Origin of the sequence: Nitratidesulfovibrio sp. HK-II (assembly GCF_003402415.2) — a bacterium.
In the GTDB taxonomy this organism is placed as follows: domain Bacteria; phylum Desulfobacterota; class Desulfovibrionia; order Desulfovibrionales; family Desulfovibrionaceae; genus Cupidesulfovibrio.
The window spans coordinates 1,979,439-1,997,760 of sequence record NZ_AP036014.1 but is presented as its reverse complement, the minus strand read 5'-3'; the positions used below and the strand labels follow the sequence as shown (position 1 = coordinate 1,997,760).

General features: G+C 66.4%; 16 protein-coding genes. 2 read left to right on the top strand and 14 right to left on the bottom strand.

What is annotated here, in order from left to right; genetic code table 11:
* Positions 1 to 82: 82 nt before the first annotated feature.
* From RVX_RS08065 to RVX_RS08030, 8 genes are all read right to left on the bottom strand, one after another.
* Positions 83 to 1,219 (bottom strand): hypothetical protein, encoded by a 1,137-nt coding sequence (locus RVX_RS08065; RefSeq protein WP_116305458.1) that lies wholly within the window; start codon positions 1,217 to 1,219, stop codon positions 83 to 85.
* A gap of 493 nt (positions 1,220 to 1,712) precedes the next feature.
* Positions 1,713 to 2,369 carry a carbonic anhydrase gene (locus RVX_RS08060; protein ID WP_116305457.1) on the bottom strand — a complete coding sequence of 219 codons (657 nt, stop codon included), beginning with the start codon at positions 2,367 to 2,369 and terminating at the stop codon, positions 1,713 to 1,715.
* Between the two features lie 223 nt (positions 2,370 to 2,592).
* Positions 2,593 to 4,881 (bottom strand): hybrid sensor histidine kinase/response regulator, encoded by a 2,289-nt coding sequence (locus RVX_RS08055; protein WP_116305456.1) that lies wholly within the window; start codon positions 4,879 to 4,881, stop codon positions 2,593 to 2,595.
* A gap of 172 nt (positions 4,882 to 5,053) precedes the next feature.
* Entirely contained in the window at positions 5,054 to 6,499 is a 1,446-nt protein-coding gene (locus tag RVX_RS08050; RefSeq protein ID WP_116305455.1) for a cation diffusion facilitator family transporter, read from the bottom strand.
* Between the two features lie 382 nt (positions 6,500 to 6,881).
* On the bottom strand, positions 6,882 to 7,205 hold the full coding sequence (locus RVX_RS08045; protein ID WP_116305454.1) for a DUF1653 domain-containing protein: 324 nt from the start codon (positions 7,203 to 7,205) through the stop codon (positions 6,882 to 6,884).
* Positions 7,206 to 7,344: 139 nt separating this feature from the next.
* Positions 7,345 to 8,001 carry a LutC/YkgG family protein gene (locus tag RVX_RS08040; RefSeq protein WP_116305453.1) on the bottom strand — a complete coding sequence of 219 codons (657 nt, stop codon included), beginning with the start codon at positions 7,999 to 8,001 and terminating at the stop codon, positions 7,345 to 7,347.
* Positions 7,994 to 9,421, bottom strand: a complete 1,428-nt coding sequence (locus RVX_RS08035; protein ID WP_116305452.1) for a LutB/LldF family L-lactate oxidation iron-sulfur protein — start codon at positions 9,419 to 9,421, stop codon at positions 7,994 to 7,996. Before RVX_RS08035 ends, RVX_RS08040 begins: the two co-directional genes overlap by 8 nt.
* Positions 9,414 to 10,175, bottom strand: coding sequence for a (Fe-S)-binding protein (locus tag RVX_RS08030; RefSeq protein WP_116305451.1), 762 nt, complete (start codon positions 10,173 to 10,175; stop codon positions 9,414 to 9,416). The genes RVX_RS08035 and RVX_RS08030 overlap by 8 nt, the downstream gene beginning before the upstream one ends.
* 380 nt (positions 10,176 to 10,555) lie before the next feature.
* On the opposite strand from RVX_RS08030, the gene RVX_RS08025 reads away from it, so the two are divergent.
* Positions 10,556 to 11,353, top strand: a complete 798-nt coding sequence (locus tag RVX_RS08025; RefSeq protein WP_116305450.1) for an SDR family NAD(P)-dependent oxidoreductase — start codon at positions 10,556 to 10,558, stop codon at positions 11,351 to 11,353.
* A 153-nt stretch (positions 11,354 to 11,506) separates the two neighbouring features.
* Complete coding sequence (locus RVX_RS08020; RefSeq protein WP_116305449.1) at positions 11,507 to 12,109, top strand: MarC family protein; 603 nt, start codon at positions 11,507 to 11,509, stop codon at positions 12,107 to 12,109.
* A 307-nt stretch (positions 12,110 to 12,416) separates the two neighbouring features.
* Here RVX_RS08020 and RVX_RS08015 read toward each other — a convergent pair whose 3' ends face one another.
* The 6 genes from RVX_RS08015 to RVX_RS07990 all read right to left on the bottom strand — a co-directional run bounded on the left by RVX_RS08015 (position 12,417) and on the right by RVX_RS07990 (position 18,248).
* Positions 12,417 to 13,148, bottom strand: a complete 732-nt coding sequence (locus RVX_RS08015) for an outer membrane protein assembly factor BamD (protein ID WP_116305448.1) — start codon at positions 13,146 to 13,148, stop codon at positions 12,417 to 12,419.
* Positions 13,141 to 14,064, bottom strand: a complete 924-nt coding sequence (locus RVX_RS08010) for an NAD(P)/FAD-dependent oxidoreductase (RefSeq protein ID WP_116305447.1) — start codon at positions 14,062 to 14,064, stop codon at positions 13,141 to 13,143. Before RVX_RS08010 ends, RVX_RS08015 begins: the two co-directional genes overlap by 8 nt.
* A gap of 1 nt (position 14,065) precedes the next feature.
* On the bottom strand, positions 14,066 to 14,389 hold the full coding sequence (gene trxA, locus RVX_RS08005; RefSeq protein ID WP_007521809.1) for a thioredoxin: 324 nt from the start codon (positions 14,387 to 14,389) through the stop codon (positions 14,066 to 14,068).
* Positions 14,390 to 14,622: 233 nt separating this feature from the next.
* Positions 14,623 to 15,915, bottom strand: coding sequence for a tRNA (adenosine(37)-N6)-threonylcarbamoyltransferase complex transferase subunit TsaD (tsaD, locus tag RVX_RS08000; protein WP_116305446.1), 1,293 nt, complete (start codon positions 15,913 to 15,915; stop codon positions 14,623 to 14,625).
* 194 nt (positions 15,916 to 16,109) lie between these two features.
* Positions 16,110 to 17,123: a class 1 fructose-bisphosphatase gene (gene fbp / locus RVX_RS07995; protein WP_007521811.1), complete on the bottom strand. Its 1,014-nt coding sequence runs from the start codon at positions 17,121 to 17,123 to the stop codon at positions 16,110 to 16,112.
* Positions 17,124 to 17,282: 159 nt separating this feature from the next.
* On the bottom strand, positions 17,283 to 18,248 hold the full coding sequence (locus RVX_RS07990) for a PDC sensor domain-containing protein (protein ID WP_116305445.1): 966 nt from the start codon (positions 18,246 to 18,248) through the stop codon (positions 17,283 to 17,285).
* Positions 18,249 to 18,322 lie beyond the last annotated feature (74 nt).

Genomic DNA, 18,322 nt, shown 5'->3' with positions numbered 1-18,322 from the left:
GGACAACATCACGAAGCCGGTCGGCGTTGCGCAACGCCGACCGGCTTCCGGTCTTTTGGGGGGCACTTGTTCCGCCGCCGTGCTAGTCTGGCGCTTTCTTGCGGGCGCGGGGCTTCTTCGGGGCGGGTTCAGCGGTTTTTGCCCGGGGCGGTTCGTGCAGGCCCGGTTCGATCTCATCGTCCTCCGGCCCGCCGTCAATGGGGGCTGCGGGAGCCGTGTAGTCGGGGGTGGGCGCGGGGGGCATGGGGGGCACGGCGTCCAGAACATCCACCACGTGCGCCCCGGCCGCGTTGCCGTCCGGATCGGCATCCGCCTCGACTGGGCCAGGCGGGGCAGATGGTGCGGACGGGGCGGGCGGCAGCACCTTGGCGTGGCGCACCCCGCCGGAAGGTGAAACGTCGATGGTGCCCGGCAGGGCGCGCGGGGCCATGGGGTCCGCCTGGCCGGGCAGCTGGGCCAGCATGGTGCGCTGGTCCACGATGATCATGCCGGTGCGGTCCAGCACCTCGCGCCGGTAGGCGTATTCTTCCTGCATGCGGCGCACCTTGTAGGCGAACCACATGCGGCCCAGATACCCCACGCACCACGCGGCCAGCACGCCGCCGCCCACCCACAGCACCAGGTGTTCCGTGGATTCACCCAGCCGGATGACGAAGCCCAGCACCTTGTCGAAATAGTAGATCACCGTGGCCAGCAGGGTCACGCCCAGCAACAGCAGGAAGGTGGGCACGCCGTTCACGGCGGCCAGCATCTTTTGCAGCCACGGCGGCAGTTGGCGCAACTGCGCCTCTGTCAGCACCGGGTCGCCCTTGATCAGGCGTGTGTACCCCAGCGCGATGACCTGCAACACCAGCAGCACCACCACCGGCGCGGCGGCCACCGAAACCAGGTAGCCGCCCCACGGAAAGCGGAAGCGCACCGTGCCGTCGGGCATGCTCTGCACGTTGGCCACACCCTGCCAGATGGCCACGATGGCCACCAGAAATTCCACCAGCACGATGCCGATGACGATGTAGGCCAGAACGTACTTGCGCTCCTGCTCGCCCAGCAGGTCGCCCAGCCCGCCGAATCCCCCGCGTCCAGAGGCCTGCGCCGAAGATTCGGGCGTTTCGCCGCCGTGTTCGGAGGCCTGTCCGGACACGCCCGCCTCTTCGGGGGGCACGCCGGGGGCGTCTTGCTGTTCGCGCTTCTGGTTGGACGAAAATTTCGAGAAGAACATGCGGGAATATCCGTGCGGCTGCCGTGCCGTGTTGTTTCGTGCGGGTTGCTCGGTTCCGGTGACGGGAAAACGCCCCCGGCCGACGCGCATGGCGGGCTGGGGGCGCCTTCCGCCGGTCGCGTCGCCGTCAGGCGTGCGCGGGGCGGCAGGAGCGCCTTTACTCCGTCTATCACCATACGATGCGCGGCAGCTTTTCTCAAGGTGTCCGAAGGAGAGAATACGGCGGAAGGCGCAAGGAAAGACGGCACCCGCGCCCGATGCGCCCGATGAGCCGGACGCGACGCATGCCGCCGAACGGCGTGGATTCACGCAAGGGGAAAGCGTGAACGCTGGCCAGGTACAGGCGGAAACCCGGTGCCCGTCTGGTCGCGTCGGGCCGCGTCAGGTCGTATCAGACCGGCACGGGCGTGGCGGTACGGTCCGACAGCCGAGGGGAAGAGTTCCCGGCGGCAGCCAGCCGGGAACACGCGGCGTCATGCGCGGCGCACCGCCATCAGACGCACTCGCGCACCATGGGCTGGAAGGTGTTGGTGGCTGCGTCCCACCCCAGCAGTTCGCCCTTCTCCAGGTCGAAGAACCAGCCGTGCAGCGAAAGTTCGCCCTGCTCCACCCGTTCGCGCAGCCAGGGGAAGGTCATCAGGTTTTCCAGCGAAACCAGAATGGATTCCTGCTCGCAGGCCCGGTGCAACTCCTGCTCTGAACAGTGCGGGCAGCTTTTCTGCACCCGCTCTTGCGCGGGCGCGGCAATGCTCACCCAGCGCGCCAGGAACTCCGTGTCGTCCCTGCCCCCGGCCGCCCCGGAAAGCAGGGCCTTGATGCCGCCGCACCGGGCGTGGCCCAGGATGATGATGTCCTCCACCTTCAGGCTGCGCACGGCGAACTCCAGTGCGGCGCTGACCCCGTGCTGGGTGGTGGTGTGCGCCTCGTACGGTGGCACCAGGTTGGCCACGTTGCGCACCACGAAAAGGTCGCCGGGGTTGCAGTCCAGAAGCAGCGCCGGGTCCACGCGCGAATCGCTGCACGCGATGACCAGCGCCTTGGGCGACTGCTCTTCCACCAGGTTCTCGAACAGGTTGTGGTCGCGGCAGAACCAGCTTTTCTGAAAACGCCGGAAGCCGGCGATGAAGCGGCCAAGATCGGGTGCGGGCATGAAAGGCTCCGGAACTGCCGTGCGGGACGGGATGCGGTGTGGGGGACATGATACGGAATGCGCAAACGTACGGGGCCCGGAGCGCGGCGAACGCCGCTTCTCCCGGATAACTGGGCATTGTACGTTTTTTTGCCCGCCGCGCAACCCCGATGCGAGTAACCGCTTGCGTTTTCACGCGCCGCGCTGCCCTTTCCGGTGATGGCACGCACGCAAGGCGGGCGGCTCATGCCGAACGGCGTTGCGCCACGGCACTGCCGATGGCGGCGGCAAGTTCCGTGGCCAAGACCGGCTTGGCCACATATCCGTCCATGCCGACGGCCAGGAATTTATCCCTGTCTCCGGCCATGGCGTATGCCGTCATTGCGATAACGGGAACCCGCGCATCCAGCACGCCGGACATGCCGCTCCGGATGTGCCGCGTGGCCTCCACCCCGTCCATCACGGCCATCTGCACGTCCATGAGCACGCAATCGAACGGCTTGGCCCGCAATTCGTCCAGGGCCTGCGCGCCGTTGGTGGTGGTGGTCACCTCGTGCCCCAGATGTTCCAGCATCCGCCGGGCGCACAGGCGGCTCACTTCGTCATCCTCTACCAGCAGGATGCGCAATCCTGCCTGGGGGGCGCCTTCCGGGCTGAACTCTGCGGGCGGCTTTGCCGGAGGCGCACTGGCGGAAACGGCGAACGGCAGGGTCAGGCAGACGCTGGTGCCCTGCCCCATCAGGCTGTCGAACTGCAGTGTTCCCCCCATGGCGAGCACGAGGTTGCGCACGATGGACAGGCCAAGCCCCGCCCCCTGATGGGCACGGGTGTAGCTTTCTTCCACCTGGGCAAAGGGGTGGACGATATGGTCAAGTTTGTCGTCGGGGATGCCGATGCCGGTATCGCTGACGATGAACAAAAGCCGGATCGCGCCGGACGGCATGGGCAGCAGCGGAAAGACCTCGAGTCGGACCTCGCCTTTGTCCGTGAACTTCATGGCGTTGCCCACGAGATTGAAAAGGATCTGCCGGACGTGAACATCATCGCCCAGGAGCACCGGTGGGATTTCCGGCGCGCACGCAAGCACGAGGGGGACCCTTTTGCTCTGGTGCATTGGCGAGAAGGTCTCGGCCAGCGCCGCAAAGATGCTGGCCAGGGTGAAGGGCCTGCATTCGATGCGCATGCCCCCGGCCTCGATGCGCGACAGGTCCAGCAGATCGCTCAACAAATCCGTCAGGCGGCGGCCAGCGCGCTGGGCAAAATCCAGGTAGGCGTCCCGTTCGTTGGGGTCTTCGTTCCCCTTGATGAGTTGCAGCATGCCCAGCAGGCCATTGAGCGGGGTGCGCAGTTCATGGCTCATGTTGGCCAGGAACAGGCTTTTGGCGCGGTTGGCCGCCTCGGCCTGGGTTCTGGCCACGCGCAGTTCGTCTTCTGTGCGGGCGCGCTCTCGCCTGTCCTGTTCCAGCGCCTGGGCCATGTCGTTGAACGACCTTGCCAGGATGTCGATTTCGGTTATCCCGGGTTCGGGGTCCACCCGCGTGGAAAGATGTCCTTCGCCGATGCGTGTCGCCGCCGCAGCAAGGTCTTCCAGTCGGCGGCCCACGTTGCGCCCGCCAAAGAACCAACCGCTGGCCAGCATGAACACCACCATGAGCAGCGCAATGGTCAGCTCGCGAAGCGGGCTTTTCCAGGCCGCAGCATGGAGGGTGGACTTCGGAATACCTGCGAACATGTACATGTACGGAAGGGCCGCCACACTGGTCCGCATCTTCCTGTAGGCTACGATACGCTCAACGCCGTCGGACCCCGTGTTCTCCGCAAGCCCCTCTTCATCGGCGGCAGAGGCGATACGGAACATGGATGCCTGGATGGGCCGTCCCAGCGGAAGATCGTCGGTAACGGGAAAACGGAACAGGCGCAGCCCCTGGTGGTCAGAGACGCCGAAGAAGGAATCTGGCGGAAAGCGCATTTCGGCAAACTGGTCGCCGTAGCTGCGGAGCAGGATGCTGGTGAGCAGTACGCCGCGGAGTTTTCCGTCAGGTCCGATCACTGGGCACCCGAAGGGGATCACGGGCACGCCAAGGCTTACGCCAAGTTGGTATTCACCTACCACAAAGCCCTTGGTGGTCAACGCATCCCGGAAATGTTTGACTCCGGCGAAGTTGGTGCCTGCCGTGGCGTAGGTGGAGGCGATGATGCGGCCTTGGATGTCCACGAGGTGGAGCACGGAATAGCGGGGGTTGATGCGCAGCACGTCCCTGAAGATGCGGGTGCAGCCGGGAATATCGGCATTCTGCACCTCTGGCACGCGCGACAGGTTTTCCAGCAGCAGTTGGGTTGCCGCGGTTGTGCGCACCTGCGTTTCCGCGGCATTGCGCACGAAGGACTGCAATTCGTGCGTGGCGTTTTCGATGGCCCTGTTCCTGGCCTGCAAGCCAAAGGCGACAATCAGGACCAGCGCCGGAAGGGCCGACATGAGGATCAACAGCGCGAGCTTTTTGCGGATGGGGCCGTGGAGCGGGTGGAAGGGCATGTGGGCCTCGCCGGTACATGGAAGCCAATGGCGCAGGAAGCCGCCGTGGCTGCCTGGTCCCGGCTTTCAGTACATATACTCCGGGGCGACACGGCATACAACGGGGTGATACATTTTGCGTCGCGGCCTCGCTGGGCCTGCCTGCCGCAGGTTCACCGCCCCGGGCCCGCACCTACCCCTGCTCCGGCTCCATGTGCACAACCACCCGGCCAAGTTCCGGCAGGCTGGCGCGCAGACGCGCCTCCAGGGCGGCGGACGCCCGGTGGGCTTCGGTCACCGAAGTTTCCGGGGCCATGCGGCAGTGGAAACTGAGGGAAATGTCTTCGCCGTGGCGGCGGATGTGCACGTGATGGCAGTCGTGCACGCCGGGCTCGGCATCTGCGGCCGCCTGCACTTCCGCCTTGATGCGCGGCGATTCCACCACCCGCGAAACTGCGGCGGCGGCCATGTCCTGCGCGGGCTCGATGTGCGTGGCCACGTGCAGCGGCCCCAGTTCGGCGCGCAGGGCCTCCTCGAAGGCCGTGACGCGGCCATGGGCCGCCCCGAGCGTCATGTGGCCTTCAAGTTCCACATGAAGTTCCACCATCAGTTCGTGCGGGGCGTCGGCCCTGGGCTGGGCGTCTATGACTTCCACGGCATGCACGGGCAGCGCGTGGGCAGCGGCCACGCAACGGATGCGCGCCATCGCGTCGCGCTCGCCCGTCGCCTGCGGCTCGAAATGGATGGTCACGTCCGCGCCGGGGGCTTCCTCGCGCACGGCTTCTTCGGCCAGTTGGGTGATGTCGTGGGCCGCTTCCAGCGACAGCCCGGCCGCCACGATGACGGTCATGTCCACGAAGGCGTGCGGGCCGCTTTCACGCACCCGGGTGCGTTCCACCCGGACCACGCCGGGCTGGGCGGCCACGGCGGCCTCGATGCGTTCGGCAAGCCCCGCGTCGCCGCCGTCCAACAGGGCGTCCACGGCGCGGCGGCCAAGGCCCAGGCTGACGTGCACCACGATGACGCACACCAGCAGCGCGGCCACAGCGTCGGCGCGTTCCAGCGCGGGCCGCAGGGCCGAGCCTTCCGGCAGCAGGTCCGCCGCCAGCAGGGCCAGCAGGCCCACGATGACCACGGCCGACGACCAGATGTCGGTGGAAAAGTGCAGCGCATCGGCTTCCAGGGCCTGGCTGTTGTGCTTCTTGGCCACGCGGCGCAGCATGCGCGAGCGCGAGATGTCCACCACGATGGAAATGCCCATGACCCCAAGACCCCAGAAGGAAGGCCGCACCATTTCCGGTTCCACGAACAGCCGGTGCATGGCCTCCCACACGATCCACCCGCAGGTGACCAGCAGCAGCAGCGTTTCCACAAGCGCGGAAAGGTTCTCCACCTTGCCGTGGCCGTAAGGATGGCGCGCGTCGGGCGGACGGGAGGAAATGCGCACCGCGAACCACGTGACGGCGGCCGCCACCAGGTCCAGCCCGCTGTGGGCCGCCTCGGACAGGATGCCGAGGCTGTTGGTGGAAACGCCCACCACCAGCTTGAGCGCGGTCAGCAGCACGGCGGCCAGCACCGAGGACAGGGCGGCGGCGTTCTTTTCGCGCAGGGCGGTTTCGTAGTCGTGGGGTTGCTGCATGATGCCTCCGATCTGGCCTGTCCTGTGAGATGCGGTGCGGATGTGGCCCAGCCTGGACCGGCATGGTCTGCGCGCCCCCTACCCCGCTGCTGCCATGGCGGCACGGTGGGCCGCCATGGCAATGGCCGGGGAACAGGCGCACGGCATCCTATCACGGCCCTTCCGGTGTGACCAGCAAAGAGCGCATCTTGCCGTCATTGATGATGAACATCGACTTCAGGGGGAAGCTGGAAGACTGACGTGGTCGGAAACACGCGAGACGTGCGCCCGGGCCGGGCGGGGGCGGAGGATGGGGTCTCGCGGGGCGACCCGGCGGGGTACAGGCAGGTTCGGCAAGACGGCGGAATCGTTCGGACCGATCACCCTATGCGCTTGGGCCGCCCTACCCGGCCGCCAGTTGCAGCGCCGTGATCACGCGGGCGCGGGCTTCATCGGGCAGGTCGGCATAGTCTACCGGGGCGAAGCGGCGCACGCGCTCACCGTCGTCGGTGATTCTCCAGCCGTGGAATTCGTCGTGCGGACGGGTGAACAGGGCATGGCCGGACGGGTACAGGGTGCGGTACACCACCACCCTGCCCTCGGTGGCCGTGTCCAGCGCCTCGCCCACCATCTGATAGTAGCGGCCCTTGAAGTGCCGGTAGAAGGCATGGCGGTCGGCGGCGTGGTCGGGTCCGGGCTGGTCGTTGGAAAAGGCGTCCTGCGGCATTGGGCTCCCCGTGGTTTATGCTTCGCCGCACCATGCGCGACGCGCCGGGAAAAGGGAATCCCCCTTCCCGGCGCGCGGTTGTCAGGCACTGTGAGGCGAGTCACCTCGCGAATGCGGATTTTCGTTCGCGTCGCGGGGGTTATTCCAGCACGAGAACGATCAGTTCCTTGGGACCATGCACCCCGAAGGCCAGGGTCATCTCGATGTCCGCCGTCTTGGACGGGCCGGAGATGAGCAGCGCGTTGGTGGGCATGCCCTCGGCCCAGCGCATTTCACGCATGGCCTCGGCCAGGGTGCTGTAGATGGTGTCGGCCTTCAGCAGCGCCACATGCACCGTGGGCACCAGCGAGAGCAGGCGCGGTTCCTGCGGGGTGGGCCAGACGATGAGCGTGCCGTTTTCGGCAATGCCGCCCAGAGTCGAGGTAATGCCCACGTCGATGCCGAACAACTCGTCGCGGAAGGCCTCCACGTTCTCGCCGTAGGGCACCAGCTTGGGCAGGCCCTTGCCCTTTATCTTCGAGCGCAAGGTTCCGCCGAACCACGCGTCGTGGCCGTAGGTCAGGGTCTTGGCCTCGCGGGTCTTCAGCACCTCCAGCAGCTTGGCGGGCCATTCCGCCTCGGGCACCACGTGTACTTCCGAGCGCACGGTTTCCATGCGCTTCTTCAGCAGTTCGATGCGCTGGGCCTTGTCCAGCATGGGGGCCTGCCAGTTGCCGCCCTGCGGCACATAGGGCGATACGGTGGTGCGCGCCGCGTGCAGGCGCGCGAAGATGCGGTCGCGGGCGGTGCTACTCATGGCGAATTCCCTCTTCCTTCACGAGTTGATGCAGGCTCTTGGGCGCGAAGCGCGGCGCGGTGCGCACGCTGGTCCACGCCTTCAGCGGGCCGACGTTGGGCAGCCTGTCGCCGAACCTGCCCAGCATGGACACCACGAACCGGTTCAGCGCGGGAATGCGGTAGGTCAGTTCCCAGCCCTTCCAGACCAGGGTTTCCAGCAGGTTCTTCTTGGCCCCGTGGCCCTTCACCACGCCGTCGCCCTTCTCGTCGTAGGCTTCGGTGCGCATGCGCCGGATGATGCCCGGAATGGGGATGCGCACCGGGCACACCTCTTCGCAGGCGTTGCACAGGCTGGACGCGGTGGCCAGCACGCCCTTGTCGGCCAGTCCGTCGATCTGCGGGGTGAGTATCTTGCCGATGGGGCCGGGATACACCGAACCGTAGGCGTGTCCGCCGATGCGGATGTACACCGGGCAGTGGTTCAGGCAGGTGCCGCAGCGGATGCACTGTAACGTGCGGCGTAGTTGGGCGTCGGCCAGCATCTTCGAGCGGCCGTTGTCCAGGATGATCAGATGGATTTCCTTGGGGCCGTCCCGTTCGCCCTCCTTGCGGGGGCTGGTGATGCAGTTGACGTAGGTGGTGACCAGCTGCCCCGTGGCCGACGCCGTCAGCAGGCGCAGCAGGGGCGGCAGGTCGGACAGCGATTCCACCACCTTTTCCAGCCCCATGACGGCCACGTGCACCGGGGGCACCGTGGTGCACATGCGGCCGTTGCCCTCGTTTTCCACCAGCACCAGGGTGCCCGTTTCGGCCACGGCGAAGTTCACGCCCGAAAGGCCCACGTGCCCGGTGCGGAACTTTTCGCGCAGGGTCTTGCGGGCGATGGCGTTCAGTTCCTCCACCACGTCGGTGTAGGGAATGCCTTCCAGATTGTCGGCGAAGATGCGCCCCACCTGCTGGCGGTTCTTGTGCACGGCGGGCACGATGATGTGCGAGGGCGGCTCGTGGTTCAGCTGGATGATGAACTCGCCAAGGTCGGTTTCCAGCGCCTCTATGCCGTGGGTTTCCAGGAAGTGGTTCAGGTGCATCTCTTCCGAGACCATGGACTTGCCCTTCACCAGCTTGGTGGCGTCGTGGCTGCGCATGATGCCCAGAATGATCTCGTTGGCCTCGGCCGTGGTTTCGGCCCAGTGCACGATGATGCCGTTTTCCGTACACTTGCGCTCCAGCCGCTCCAGCAGTTCCGGCAGCTTGGCCAGGGCCTTGCGCTTGGCGGCTTCCGCGTCGTCGCGCATGCGTTCGCGTTCCGCCTCGTCGGGCAGCACGGCCACGCGCTTTTTCATCAGACCGGTAAGGGCCGACTTGAAGTTGGCGCGCAACTGGCGGTCGGCAAGGGCCTCGGTGACGTTGGCCGTAAAGTCGAGGTGCTGGCTACCCATTGATGCGCTCCCATATGAATTCGGCAAGGTGGCGCGGCGCCACGGGCACGCCCGCGCGCTCCATGGCCCCGCCGATGTTCATGAGACAGCCGCAGTCGCCGGAAAGGATGGCGGACGCCCCGGTGGACCGGATGTCCTCCACCTTGTCCGCAACCATGGCGGCCGAGATTTCCGGCTGCTTGATGGAAAACGTGCCGCCAAAGCCGCAACATTCGTACTCCCGCTCGATTTCCACCAGCTCAACGTTGGACAGTTGGCCGATGAGCGCCTTGGCCGCGGCCGTGGCCCCCATTTCGCGCATGGCGTGGCACGAGGAATGCCAGGTGACCTTCACCGGCTTGCCCTTGTCCTTGTACTGCACGTGCAGGGCGTTGTGCAGAAAGTCGCCCAGCTCGAAAATCCGTTCGGAAAATTTGCGCACGTCGAAGTATTCCGGGTCGTTGGCGAAGATTTCCGGGTAGTGGTGGCGCATCATGCCCGCGCACGAGCCGGAGGGCACCACGATGGGCCAGTCGGCCTTGGAGAAGGCCTTGATCTGCGCCCTGGCCACGGCCCTGGCCTCTTCGAGGAAGCCGGAATTGTACGCGGGCTGGCCGCAGCACGACTGTTCCTGCGGAAAGACCACCTCCACCCCGGCGCGGCGCAGCAGATGAATGCCCGCCATGCCCGCCTGCGGGAACGACATGTCCACGAGGCAGGTGCCGAAGTAGTAGACGGTTTTCACGTCGCGGGGATAGGTGAACGTATGGGCCATGTGTGCCTTCCTGGGTTGCGGTTGGACGTGCGCCGGGAGGGGGGCTGTCGTGCCCGCGCCGCTGGCGGGCTTCGACGTGGCCGGAAACCGCGCGGATGCCGCGTGGGGCGCGAAAGGGCCGCTGGCGCGGTGACACCACACCGCCGGTCCGGCGGTGTTTGCTACAAGCCTAGCACGGGGTCGCGTTCCATGTCGATACGCGCCGACAACATGCATGGCGCGAGCCGGTCGTCAACGGCGGAGCGCCCACTGCCGTTTGTGCGGGCGAACGGCTTGCCTGACGGCCGCACGGGGGCTAGTATGCGCCTCCGTGCCGCCTGGACCGTGAACCGGCGCGCGCGCCGCCACCGCAGGAACTTCGCAGCCCCACAGGAAAGACCATGACCATCACCGCTTCCCGTTCCGCCACCGCCCGCTCCGCATCGTCCAACGGCATCGTCTGCATCACCGGGGCCACCGCCGGGTTCGGCGCGGCCACCGCCCGCCGCTTCGCCGCCGACGGCTGGCGCATCATCGCCACCGGCCGCCGCCGGGACCGGCTGGACGCGCTGGCGGCGGAACTGGGTGACGGAAACTGCCTGCCGCTGTGCTTCGACGTGCGCGACGCGGACGCGGTGCAAGAAGCGCTGGCGAACCTGCCCGAAGCGTGGCGCGCCGTGGACGTGCTGGTGAACAACGCGGGCCTGGCCCTGGGACTGGAACCGGCGCACCGATGCAGCCTGGACGACTGGACGACCATGGTGGACACCAACATCAAGGGCCTGCTGCACGTCACCCGCGCTCTGCTGCCCGGCATGGTGGAACGCGGTCGCGGCCATGTGGTCAACCTGGGGTCCATCACCGGCACCTATGCCTACCCCGGCGCCAACGTGTATGGCGGCACCAAGGCCTTCGTCATGCAATTCTCGCGCGGATTGCGGGCCGACCTGCACGGCACCGGCGTGCGCGTGACCAACATCGAGCCGGGCCTTGCGGAAAGCGAGTTTTCCGTGGTCCGCTTCGGCGGGGATGCCGACCGCGCCGCCAGGCTGTATGAAGGGGCGTCAGCCCTGCGGCCCGAGGACATCGCCGACGCCATCGCCTGGGCCGTGTCCTGCCCGGCCCACGTCAACGTGAGCCGCATCGAGGTCATGCCCACCAGCCAATCCTTCGGCGCGCTGCCCGTGCACCGCGCCTAGCACCGTCCGAAACTCCGGGCGGCCGCCCGGAAGTTTTCCCCCTTCCCGGCGAACCCCCCGGCGCTGTATAATCCGTCTGCCCTCCCCCGCCGCTTGCGAAACGGCGTGGCGAGGGGCACGCATACCCCCTGCCACCCCATCGGAGCGGCATCCATGAGCGCCATCGCCAACCTGTTCGTGACCACCTTCGTCAAGATGTTCTTTCTGCTGACGCCGTTCTTCGTGCTGACCATGTTCCTGACCATGACCAGGGACATGGTGCCGCAGACGCAGCGCCGCCTTGCCGTGCGGGTGGGCGTGGCCGTGTACGTCGTGTGCATGTGCCTGTATTTCTTTGGTGAGTATATCTTCGACCTGTTCGGCATCACCCTGGACGCCTTCCGCATCGGCTCCGGCGCGCTGCTGTTCCTTTCCGCCGTGGCGCTGGTGCGCGACCCGCAGCCCTCGCGCGTGCAGGAGGTGAACGGCGACATCAGCGTGGTGCCGCTGGCCATTCCCATCACCGTGGGACCCGCCACCATCGGCGCGCTTATGGTCATGGGGGCCACGGTGCGCGGTCCGCTGGAACGGGTGGTGGCCAGCCTGGGCCTCTTGGCGGCGGTGCTGTGCGTGGCGGTGATCCTGTACATCGGTCCGGCCATCGAAAAGTTGCTGGGCCGCACCGGCATTTCCATCCTCAGCAAGATCACCGGTCTGATCCTGGCGGCCCTGTCCGCGCAGATCGTGTTCACCGGGGTGCGCGGGTTCCTGAACTGATTCGCGCGGGCCGAAGAGCTTCTCCCGGCCCAGTCGTACTCGCTACCACATGCAAGCGGCCGCCCTTTGCCAAGGTCCGGGCGGCCGCATCCGTTGTGTGAGGGGGGCGGCGTGCACCGCCCCTTTGCTTGCGCCGCATCGACTTCGGGGGGCAGTTTCGGGCGCTGCACCTGCATGCCGGGGCACGGATCCGTCCGCTGCCCCCCCTCCCCCGGCAGCAACCGAGCGAAACATCCGGTCTTTCCCCATGTGAAAAGGCGGCCTCCCTTCCGGGGGGCCGCCTTCATGCGTGCGATGGTGCGGAATCCTACAGCCAGTTGAACCAGCGCTTCCAAGATCCTTCGCGCTGCTCGTGCACCTGCTGCGACTGCTGCTGGCGGTACTTGAGGTAGGCGACCTTGCTCTTGGCTTCGGCATGGTCGCGCAGGTCGGTGATCTCGGGGAAGTTTTCCATCACGTACTCGTAGCGCCGCCAGGCCGCGCCGTAGCGTTCGGCGCGCCAGTAGAAGTCGCCGATGTACAGTTCGCGCTCGGCGAGCAGGCGGCGGCATTCCGCGATGTGCTGCTTGCCCTTTTCGGCATATTCGGTGCCGGGGTAGCTTTCGCGCAGGCGCTGGTAGTACTGGATGGCCTCCACCAGGCCCGTGGTGGGCCTGTCGATGGACAGATAGGCCTTCTGGCGCGACTGCCCCACCTGGTACAGCACGTAGGGGATGGCCTCGTGCCGGGGGTGCAGCGTTTCGAATTCCTTGTAGGCTTCACCCGCCAGCAGGTAGTCCTCGTCCAGGAAGTGGGCGTCGGCCAGGGACAGTTCGGCCTCTATGGTGTAAGGGCTGAACGGGAACTGTTCCTTCAGCTTGCTGAAGGATTCCGCCGCTTCACCGTAGCGCTTTTCACGCATGGCGTCGTTGCCGGACTCGAACAGTTCCTGCGCCGTTTCTTCGGGCGGGGGCAGGTAGAAGTAGTCGATGATGCCGCAGCCCGAAAGCAGCAGCAAAAGGGGCACGACGGCCAGGATACGGGAAAGGGCGTTACGCATCGAGCTGTTCCAGGTAGGTGAAGGCTGCGGTTGCGGCAGTGGCCCCGTCACCGACGGCGGTGGTCACCTGACGGCAGGACTTCGCCCGGATGTCCCCGGCGGCGAAGACACCCGGCAGGCTGGTGCGCATCTCGGTATCGGTGATGATGAAGCCCTGCGGGTCCTTGTCGATGCCGTCGGGCAAAAAGTCGCCCACGGGTTCGAAGCCGATGAAGATGAACAGCCCGTCCAGCGGCAGAAAGCGCTCTTCGCCCGTCTTCACGTCTGCCAGGGTGACGCCCTCAAGGGCCTTGTCACCGTGCAGCTTTCGGACGACGGAGGAATACTCGATGGCGATGTTGGGCGCGGACTGCACCTTTTCCTGGTAGCACTTGCAGCCACGGAATTCGTCGCGCCGGTGGATCAGGTGCAGCTTGGCCACAAGCTTGGCGAGGTACAGCGATTCCTCGAGGGCGGAGTTGCCCCCGCCCACCACGCCGACCTTCTGCCCGCGAAAGAAATTGCCGTCGCACAGGGCGCAGTACGAGATGCCCTTGCCGATGAGCCGGTCTTCGTCCGGCAGGCCCAGCCTCTTGTAGCGCGCGCCCGAGCAGACCACCACGGTCTTGCCGACGATCCATTCGTCGCCCACGCGCACACGGTTGGCGCCGGGCGCGGGTTCAAACGCGGTGACCGCGTCGTTGTACTTGTCGTGGGGGTAGCGTTCGAGGTGGGCGGTGAACAGGTCGGCCAGCTCCCACCCCTGGATGCCCTTGGGAAAGCCGGGGTAGTTCTCTATCTCGGCGGTCATGAGCACCTGGCCGCCGGGAGACAGCTTTTCGACGAAGGCGACGCTCACGCCGGAACGCAAAAGGTAGAGGGCGGCCGTCATGCCGGCCGGCCCTCCTCCAATGACGATGGCGTCGTATGTCTTCATGTTAGCCAAGGGCCTTCTGCGCGATCATGTCCTTGATGCTGCTCTTGGAAACGGCGCCGGTGATCTGCTCCACCACCTCGCCGCCCTTGAACAGGATCAGGGTGGGAATGGCGCGGATGCCGTACTTGGAGGGGGTGGCGGGGTTCTCGTCCACGTTCATCTTGGCGATGAGCACCTTGCCGTCGTATTCAGCGGCCAGCTCGTCGATGACGGGACCCATCGCGCGACACGGACCGCACCAGGGAGCCCAGAAGTCGATCAGCACGGGAATGGAGGATTTGAGGACGTTGGCTTCGAAGTTGGCGTCGGTGATCTGAACGGCCATGGTGCACTCCTTTTGGTCGTATATGCATGCGGCGACCGCACACGAGACGGTCAAAGCCCGGTTTCGATACGGACAGGACCCGTTGCGGCATGGGCAGGAAACGCTGTTTTCAGGGTGCTGGCGTGGCACCGCACGATGTGTCGTCGCGGTGGGCGCCCCGCCTCCTGCCAACCTATGAAGAAATAGTAGGGCGCTGCTGGCGTGTCAAGCACGACGGCGTGGCAGCACCGCTTCTATACAGCCCGGAACATGGTGAAATCATCGGGAATCGTTCGTCCGCGCGGGATGGCCTCCAGCGCAAGGTCGTGCCCCAGCCCCAGGGACGCCAGCCGCCAGCCCGCATGGGCCACCATGACGCCGTTGTCGGTGCACAGCGCGGGCGTGGGCAGCAAGAGCGGCAGGCCCGCGCGGCGGGCAAGGTCCGTCAGGGCCTCGCGCACGTACGAGTTGGCGGCAACGCCGCCCGCGGCCACCAGCGCCCGCACGGGGACGCGGTTTGCCTCGGGGGGGCAATCGAGGGCACGGCCGTGCTCCGAACTGGGGGAACACCCGTCGGCCGGGTCGAAAATTTCATGCATCGCAAGCTGTTGCCCATCGCGCGCCGCCGCCCTGCCCTTCTTCCCTTTCTTTTTCGCCGGGGGGGGCGTGCCGGGCAGCGGGCCATTCTCGCGCAACAGGGCGCGCTCCAGCTTGATGCGCAAGGTGTCGGCCACGGCGTGGTTGAACGAGGCGCACATGTCGTACAGGCCGCACAACGCCGAATCTGGCGCGGCGCCATCTGCACAGGCTGAATCGGCAGAAGGGGCAGAAAGGTCCGCACTGGCCGCCACGGCGCGCGCGGCCTGGGACAGGGCGGGGTTGGCCTGCACCACCAGCCCTGCGGCGGTCTTGAGCCCGCTGAAGCTGAAATCGAGGTTGTCGTTGTCCACGTAAGGCCGGGGGAACATGGTGGGGTTCACCCTGCCCTTGCGGCCCAACTCGTCGATGGTGCGTCCGCCGGGATAGGCCAGGCCGAGCTGCTTGGCCACCTTGTCGAAGGCCTCGCCTGCCGCGTCGTCCAGGGTGCGGCCCAGCAGGCGCATGTGGCGCGGCGATTCCAGGCGGTAGATGTGGGTGTGCCCGCCGGATACCAGCAGCCCCAGCGTGGGGTACGGCAGTTCTTCGGCAATGCCGGCGGCCAACAGGTGGGCGTGCAGATGGTTGACCCCCACCAGCCGCGCGCCGGTGGCCAGGGCGAGGCCCTTGGCGAAGCCCATGCCCACCAGCAGACTGCCCAGCAGGCCCGGCCCGCGCGCGACGGCCACCACGTCGATGTCCGCGGCGGTGACGCCCGCGCGGCGCAGCACCTCGTCGCACAGCGCGCCGATGAGCCGGTAATGCTCGCGCGATGCAAGTTCCGGCACCACCCCGCCGAACAGGGCGTGCACATCGGCCTGCGAGGACATGACGTCGGCAATGACCGCGCCGTCGCGCACCAGCGCCAGAGCGGTTTCATCGCACGAGGTTTCTATGCCGAGACAGAGCATGGTAAGCCGTCGTAGCGGGTGTGAGCCCCAATTAAAAAGTTTGGAAAGATGGGGAGGGGGTACGGGGGAGGGGAAGGAAACATTTTCGCGCTGCGGTCGCCATCCGTAAGGTTCGCTTCGCTCACCAACGGGTGTCGCAAATGTTTCCTTCCCCTCCCCCGGTTGCTTCTTCCGTAATTATCCAGTGCCCCGCCCTACTTCGCGTGTCGGGTGTAAATGTCGGTCACGGCCTGTACGTCGCGGCGCGAACCGATGAACAGGGGCACGCGCTCGTGCAGCACCTGGGGTTTGATGTCCAGGATGCGGCCGGTGCCGTCGGTGGCCTGGCCGCCAGCCTGCTCGGCCAGAAAGGCCAGGGGCGAGGCTTCGCACTGCAGGCGCAGCTTGCCCTGGGGCTTTTGGGGGTCGCGCTGATCCATGGGATACATGAAGATGCCGCCGTACAGCAGGGTGCGGTGAAAGTCGGCCACCAGCGAACCCACGTAGCGCAACGAATAGGGCTTGCCGCGCTCGTTGGCGGTGCCCTTGAAGTAGCCGACGGCTTCGCGGGTCGCGTCGTCCCAGTAGTGCCAGTACGACTCGTTGACCGAGTATATCTTGCCCCGCTCGGGAATGCGGATGTCGGGGTGCGAGAGCAGGAATTCGCCCACGGTGGGGTCCAGGGTGAAGCCGTGCACGCCCTGGCCGGTGGAATATACCAGCATGGTGGAGGGACCGTACAGGATGTAGCCTGCGGCCACCTGCTCGGTGCCGGCCTGCAGCACGTCCTCCATGGTGGCGTCGTCGCCCGAGGGCGACTTGCGGCGCAGGATGGAGAAGATGGTGCCGACGTTGATGTTTACGTCGATGTTGGACGAGCCGTCCAGCGGGTCGAAGATGAGGATGTAGTCGCCCCGGGTAAGCTTTTCGGAAACGCGAATGACGTCGGCGTTTTCCTCGGACCCCATGGCGCACAGCGCGCCGGAGCGCTCCATGCGGTAGATGAGCACCCGGTTGGCGAATTCGTCCAGCTTCTGCACGTTCTCGCCCTGCACGTTGACCTCGCCGGTGCCGCCCAGCACGTCCAGCAGACCCGCCTTGTTCACGCTGCGGGCGATGATCTTGGCGGACAGGATAAGGTCGTTCAGCAGGGTGGTGAACTGGCCGGTGGCTGCGGGTGAACGCTTCTGGTGCAGCAGCAGGTGCTCGGTAACGGTGACCTCTGGCATGGAATGCTCCTGGCGAAACCGCGACCCGTGCGGCGCGGTGGTGGCGATTTCCGGGCGCAACCGGCCCGGCGGATGGCAAAAAGGGCCAGAAACGGCGCGCGCCGGGACGCGCCCTCCGCCGCATGGCGGAAGCGGGCACGCCCCGGCGCGACGCGAACCTTATCGGATGGCTTCTTCCTTGACCTTCTGATCGTCCGACGCCTGCGGCGCGGGCTTGGTCAGGATGCTGCCCTCGGATTCGTCAAGTTCGGGATAGGCGGGCTGGATTTCGGTCACCGGCTCGTTGGGGGCGTTGGCCGAACCCAACGCGGTGGCCTGCTTGAGGATGGCAAGCTGTTCCGGCTTTTCGGGAAAGCTGCCCGCTTCGGGCACGGCGAAGACCAGCGGCAGGTTGCCGAGGTAGCGCGACACCCAGTAAAACTCGCCATTGCCGTTGGAAACGGAGCCGTAGGCGTGTTCGGTCACCAGTTTGTCCCAATCCGTGGAGGCGATGGGGGTGGCCTGTGCGTCGAAGCGGCCGGGCCACACGACCTGGCCGGGGGCGGCGATCATCAGGTCGGCAGGGCGCGACGAATACGGCAGCAGCGCGCGCATGTCGAAATGGGCGATGACGAGGCCCCGGAAATCGGAGCCCACGTAGATCGGCACGCCCACGTACACTTCGGAGCCCAGGGGCGTTTCCTGGACGTAGCCGCGCAGGGCGCGCATGTTCTGCTTGGCGTCTTCCTGCAGCAGGGGCGTGAAGTCCAGGGGTTTCATGGGGGCGTCCGGCTGCTGGGCCATGACGTTGCCGGTGCTGTCCACGGCGGCAAGGCCGCTGATCCACGGAAAGCGCTGGAACATCTGCTTGGCCCACGCGGCGTCGGGCTTGCGGTCGCTGTTTTCCAAGGCGCGCTCCAGGGCGCGAAGCTGGATGTCGATGCCGGCGAACCCTTCGGCGAGGCGGGCCTCAGCGGGTTCCACCTCGCCCTTGTCCTCAAGGTCGAGCTTGGCCGGGGTGTTCAGGTATTCGCGGTAGTACCGGCGGGTGTCCTTCCAGTACTCCTTGGTCTCGTGCTTGCACCCCGTCGCCAGCAGCACGCCCAGCGCGAGCAGCAGACAGGCGGCCTTGTTGACTCGCTGCACTCTCTTTCTCCTGAATGGATCGTTGCGATCTGCGGCAGTCCGCGTGGCGCGGGGCGTTGCCCCGTTCCCCCCTT

Bases quoted from the DNA above. Each gene is read 5' to 3' on its own strand.
- trxA (WP_007521809.1), bottom strand. From the start codon at position 14,389: ATGGCCGTTCAGATCACCGACGCCAACTTCGAAGCCAACGTCCTCAAA.
- RVX_RS08035 (WP_116305452.1), bottom strand. From the start codon at position 9,421: ATGGGTAGCCAGCACCTCGACTTTACGGCCAACGTCACCGAGGCCCTT.
- RVX_RS08055 (WP_116305456.1), bottom strand. From the start codon at position 4,881: ATGCCCTTCCACCCGCTCCACGGCCCCATCCGCAAAAAGCTCGCGCTG.
- RVX_RS08050 (WP_116305455.1), bottom strand. From the start codon at position 6,499: ATGCAGCAACCCCACGACTACGAAACCGCCCTGCGCGAAAAGAACGCC.
- RVX_RS08020 (WP_116305449.1), top strand. From the start codon at position 11,507: ATGAGCGCCATCGCCAACCTGTTCGTGACCACCTTCGTCAAGATGTTC.
- RVX_RS08015 (WP_116305448.1), bottom strand. From the start codon at position 13,148: ATGCGTAACGCCCTTTCCCGTATCCTGGCCGTCGTGCCCCTTTTGCTG.
- RVX_RS08060 (WP_116305457.1), bottom strand. From the start codon at position 2,369: ATGCCCGCACCCGATCTTGGCCGCTTCATCGCCGGCTTCCGGCGTTTT.
- RVX_RS08065 (WP_116305458.1), bottom strand. From the start codon at position 1,219: ATGTTCTTCTCGAAATTTTCGTCCAACCAGAAGCGCGAACAGCAAGAC.
- RVX_RS08010 (WP_116305447.1), bottom strand. From the start codon at position 14,064: ATGAAGACATACGACGCCATCGTCATTGGAGGAGGGCCGGCCGGCATG.
- RVX_RS08025 (WP_116305450.1), top strand. From the start codon at position 10,556: ATGACCATCACCGCTTCCCGTTCCGCCACCGCCCGCTCCGCATCGTCC.
- RVX_RS08040 (WP_116305453.1), bottom strand. From the start codon at position 8,001: ATGAGTAGCACCGCCCGCGACCGCATCTTCGCGCGCCTGCACGCGGCG.
- RVX_RS08045 (WP_116305454.1), bottom strand. From the start codon at position 7,205: ATGCCGCAGGACGCCTTTTCCAACGACCAGCCCGGACCCGACCACGCC.
- RVX_RS08030 (WP_116305451.1), bottom strand. From the start codon at position 10,175: ATGGCCCATACGTTCACCTATCCCCGCGACGTGAAAACCGTCTACTAC.
- fbp (WP_007521811.1), bottom strand. From the start codon at position 17,123: ATGCCAGAGGTCACCGTTACCGAGCACCTGCTGCTGCACCAGAAGCGT.
- tsaD (WP_116305446.1), bottom strand. From the start codon at position 15,915: ATGCTCTGTCTCGGCATAGAAACCTCGTGCGATGAAACCGCTCTGGCG.